This is a genomic window from Haladaptatus sp. (assembly GCF_049589095.1).
GTDB lineage: Archaea > Halobacteriota > Halobacteria > Halobacteriales > Haladaptataceae > Haladaptatus.
Genome location: NZ_JBAWAC010000037.1, coordinates 1 through 4,964, shown reverse-complemented (window position 1 = coordinate 4,964; position 4,964 = coordinate 1). Strand labels below are relative to the sequence as shown.

The 4,964-nt window shown below is 62.4% G+C and carries 4 protein-coding genes and 1 pseudogene; all 5 read left to right on the top strand.

The features are described from left to right. A partial coding sequence (locus tag WBV42_RS01255) for a potassium channel family protein (protein ID WP_423984430.1) occupies positions 1-1,195 on the top strand: 1,195 nt, incomplete at its 5' end. Positions 1,196-1,278: 83 nt separating this feature from the next. Further along, entirely contained in the window at positions 1,279-2,295 is a 1,017-nt protein-coding gene (locus tag WBV42_RS01250; RefSeq protein ID WP_423984429.1) for a HEAT repeat domain-containing protein, read from the top strand. Positions 2,296-2,427: 132 nt separating this feature from the next. Beyond that, positions 2,428-3,348 (top strand): FAD-dependent oxidoreductase, encoded by a 921-nt coding sequence (locus tag WBV42_RS01245; protein WP_423984428.1) that lies wholly within the window; start codon positions 2,428-2,430, stop codon positions 3,346-3,348. A gap of 74 nt (positions 3,349-3,422) precedes the next feature. Further along, the gene (locus tag WBV42_RS01240) at positions 3,423-4,622 is read left to right on the top strand and encodes an ABC transporter substrate-binding protein (protein WP_423984427.1); all 1,200 of its coding nucleotides are present in this window, start codon (positions 3,423-3,425) and stop codon (positions 4,620-4,622) included. 2 nt (positions 4,623-4,624) lie between these two features. Next, positions 4,625-4,964 (top strand): annotated as a pseudogene (locus WBV42_RS01235) (ABC transporter substrate-binding protein); the annotation flags it as partial.

Here is a 4,964-nt window from a genome sequence, read left to right as displayed (position 1 = left end):
ATACCTGAGCCTGTCGCCACAGAACTCGCGGATCACCGTCATCGGGACGGCACTGATCTCCTACGCCATCGCGGACGCGTTAGCATCGGAAGCAGGTATCGTGACCGTGGCGGTCGCGGGCCTGATTCTGGGCACCGTGGATATCCCGTTCGAGCGGGAGATAGCGGGATTCAGCGGCGATATCACGACCATCGTGTTGAGCGTGGTGTACATCATCCTCGCGTCGCTGCTGGACTTCCGGCACCTCCTCACGCTCGGGGTGGGCGGTCTCATCGTCGTGATTTTGACGATGATCGTGATCCGACCCTTGGCAGTGTTTCTCTCGACGACTGGGACGCAGTTCACGTGGAACGAACGCACGTTCATCGCCGCCGTCGGCCCGCGCGGGATCATCCCCGCTTCGACCGCGACGCTGTTCTCCCTACAACTCGCCAACGCGGGGGTGCCGAACGCGACGAGCGTCGTTCACGTCGTCTTCCTCGTGATTTTGGTGACCGTCGTCGTGGAGGCGGGCGGCGCGCCGCTCGCGGCAAAAGCACTCGACATCATACCCATGACCGTACTCATCATCGGCGGGAGCCGAATCGGACGGACGCTGGCGGACAGGTTGGACAAACGCGGCGAAAACGCCATCATCATCGAACGCGACGATGCGGTCATCACCGAGTTGCGGTCGGAGGGGTACTCGGTGGTTCGCGGCAACGGAACGGACGCAACCGTACTCGAAGAGGCGGGGGGCGACCGCGCGAAGATGGTCATCGCCGCGACGAGCGACGACGACCAGAACATCCTCGCCTGCCAAACGGCGCGGACGCGGTTCGGCATCGAGCGACTCATCGCGCAGGTGAACAAACCCGAGAACGCGGACGCTTTTTCCGACCTCGGCGTTCAACCGGTGACGCCGGTCACGGCGACGGTGGACATGATGGACGATCTGATCCTCCGGCCGAACTTCTACGAGTGGCTGTCGGCGGTCGGCGACGAGAACGAAATCGCGGAGGTCGTCGTCAAGTCGGAGTCGGCCGTCGGCGAACAGATACAACACATCGAACTAGAGGACGACGCCGTCATCGCGCTCGTCCGCCGCGACGAATTCATCGTCCCGAAACCGACCCTGCGGGTTCGAGAGGGCGACGTGCTGACGCTCATCGGGAAGCGGGAGGCGGTCGAACGGAGCGTCGCGATGTTGGAGTAGTCGGAATCGATCGGATTCGGACCGAACCATCGTCCCGCGTGTTTTTAGTGTCGCCGTGAGACGCTACAGGTAACACGGAGAAAATGGACGACGTATCCCAGCCACCGACCGTCGAGGAGGTGAGCGAACTGCTCGACGCACGGGCATACGACGACGTGACTGCCTGCCTGAGGCGGTTCGAAACGGCACCGGCCGACGACCGAAGAGGGCTGTCACAGGAACTCCAACGCGTCGGCGAGGAGACGCCCGACGCGCTAGCACCGGTCGTCCCGGCACTCGTTCGATTCCTCACGGACGCGGAACGGTCGGTTCGGTTGACGACGGCGAAGACGTTCGTCGCCGTCGCGAAACACGAACCCGACGCCGTTGCGCTGGTCGCGCCAGCGCTCGCCGAACGGCTCGCGGACGACGAGGAGTTCTACTACGTTCGCGCTCGCTCGGCCGAGGCGCTCGGTTACGTCGCCCTCGACCACCCGGATTCGGTCACGTCGCCGGAGCTGATGGCCGATCTACAGATCGGGCTGTCGTTCGACGAGCCGGAAGTAAAACGGAAGCTGGCGAAAGCGCTCGAACACGTCTCGCTCGGCGATCCGAATCGGCTCGCCCATCGCGTCTCGAAACTCACCGACCACCTCGATGACGACGACGAACTCGTCCGCTACCATCTCTGCACGGCGCTGGTGGCTGTCGGCTGTGCGAACCCCGAAAAAATCGGGGAAGCGACCGACGCGCTCACGACGCGGTTGGACGACGAATGCGACCACGTTCAGGGGCGGGCCGCCGAAGCGCTGGGGTTGCTCACACGCACGGAGGAGGGGTCGGTTTCGCCGGAAGCGACCTCGCTGTTGGAGGATCGATGCGCGGACGAACTCCGGTTCGTCCGCGAGAGAGCGGCGTTCGCGCTCGATTCGATCGATGACCACGAGGCGGTCGACGAACCGAACGGCGAAATCGGGACGCTCGATGGGGTCCGCAGGACGACCGAGGCGGCCCTCAACGAACTCACGTCGCCCGACGAGGAGAACGTGTGCCCGAACTGTGGACTCGCACTCCCGGACGCGGGGCCACCGTTGTGTCCCGGTTGTGGGATGCCTCGGTGAGCAGAACGAGGGACATCTTGGAATCCGAAAACGCTTTACTGTTTTAGGCGAGCCTAAAAGCATGGCTCGAAACGGGAGAAACGACGAGATCTCACGGATGGGACGGCAGAGGGCCCGATACGGTGATCATCGATGACGGCGACCGAGGACGGCTACGACATCGTCGTCGTCGGCGGTGGCCCGACGGGCAGTGCCGTCAGCGTGTTCGCCGCACGATACGGACTCGACGTCGTGGTGTTCGACCGGGGCAAGTCCTCGCTCCGACGATGTGGCCATCTGGAGAACTACCTCGGGTTTCCGGCGGGTATCGACATCCAAACGTTCTACGAGCTGATGCACGACCACGTCGAGAAAGCGGGCTGTGAACTCGTATCCGATTTGGTCGAATCGGTGGAGGTAGTCGAGGAAGGGGAAGACGGGTTCGTCGTCGAAACGCAAGAGGGACGCCGGGTCACAACGGATCGGGTGGTCGCCGCAACCCGCTACGGCGGCGAGTATCTCTCATCGCTGGACGACGGGTCGATGTTCGAGACGTACGAGTACGACGGCGACGAGTACGAAAAATTCGACAGGTCGTACGCCGAGGACGACGGGACGACGCAAATCGATGGCTTGTACGTCGCGGCACCCGCGGAGGCGGCGGATCGACAGACGCTCATGGCCGCCGGACGCGGTGCACGCGTCGGTATCACGCTCCTCGAAGACGTTCGGGAGGAACGCGGCTACCCCGAAACGATCGCAAGCCGGTACGATTGGATACGACGCGAGGCGGGGAGAACCGGCGAGTGGAGCGACCGTGACCGATGGCGTGAATGGTTCGCCGAGCAGGTTCCCGACGACTACGACCTCGACGAGGACGGGCGAACCGAACTCCGCGAGCGGGAAATCGACCGGCGGTTCGAGGCGTATCTGCCCGACGAGGAAATCGAACGGCGGCGTCGGCAGGGACACGAAACCCTCCTCGAACACATCGACGACGAACTCATCCTCGAAGCCGCCCGCGAAATCAGGGACGAACGTGGAACCGAGGGAAGCGACGGACGAGCGGGGTGACGTTTCTTTCACTACGTCTTTTAGGCTAGCCTAAAAATCGAAGTAGTTATCAGTTATTAGGCTAGCCTAAAACAATGGTAAGAGACGGTGGAAGCCACGAAATGCCGACACGGCGCGACTACGTCAAGTACGGTGGTGTCGTCATCGGCGGCGGGTTGTTGGCGGGATGTGCAAACAAAACGGAAACATCATCGACGGCACGGACGACGACCACATCGAAGTCGTCCGACGGGTCGACGGAGACGGAAGACGGGTCCTATTCGGTTTCGATGGCACCGACCGGGAAGGTCACGTTCGAGTCGGTACCCGGTCGATGGGTCGCATACGACGGCGGCTATGCGGACATGGGCGTCGCGCTGGGGAAGGCCGATGGGATGACGGGTATCGGTAGTCCGGACCGGTACTACACCGGCGTCTACGACGAACTGCCCGGCGTGAGCGTCGACCGAAAGACGCTCGAAAAGAACGATTTCGGCAAAGCCGGGATGTCCAAAGAACTGTTCTACGAACTCGACAACGACGTGCACGTCATGGACCCGGAGATGCTCGTCAACTGGTTCGACTGGAGCGAGAAGGACGTCGAGGAGATCACGACGAAGGTCGGGCCGTTCGTCGGGAACGTGATTTTCCGCCGCGAGGACGAGTGGCACGACTATCGGTACTACGCACTCTACGAGGCGTTCGAAAAGATAGCCGAACTCTTCCAGGAACGGGAACGGTACGAGGCGTTCGAAAAGCTCCACGACGAGTTCATCGCCGATATTCAAGCCAAACTCCCATCGGCCGACGAGCGTCCGAACGTGTTGCTCGTGTACGAAGGGAGCAACGAGCCAGTGAAGTTCTCGCCGTATCGGCTCAACGACAAGGGAACCAGCAAGAAGCAGTGGCACGATCTCGGCGTCAGCGACGCGCTCGCCAGCAGCGGAATCGATGGCATCAGCACTACCGAACGCGGGCGGATCGACTACGAGACGATGCTCGAAATCGACCCCGACGTGATACTGCTGCGCGCTCACGAGCGCCAGTCAGCGACCGAATTCCGGAACACGGTCCTCGAATTCATGCGGAACCACCCCGTCGCGAGCAAACTAACCGCCGTGAAGAACGGGCGGGTCTATCGCGGTGGCTACCTGTTTCAGGGACCGATTCAGAACCTCTTCCTGACCGAGCGCGCGGCGAAACAACTGTATCCAGATACGTTCGGCGAGATAACGAACGATGAGCAACTGTTCGACCGGCAACGCGTCGCGGACATCGTCAACGGAGCGTTTTGAACATGACAGACAGCAATGGAAGTAGGGTCGGCGTACCGACACGAAGGCAGTACCTGAAATACGGCGGTGCAGTCGTCACCGGCGGCATGCTAGCGGGCTGTTCGAGCAGCGGAGGCGAACAGACGTCGGGGGACACCTTGACCGGAGAGACGAGTTCCACGGACGGAACGAGCGGGACGAGCGAGGCGAGCGAGACGACGGACCAAGGTGGCGAGGACGGGCCGTACTCGGTGACGATGTCGCCGGTCGGCGAGGTCGAGTTCGAGAGCGTCCCGGAGAACGTGATGATCTACAGCCTGCTGTACGCCGACGCGGCGGTGGCGTACGGACACGGCGACGCGG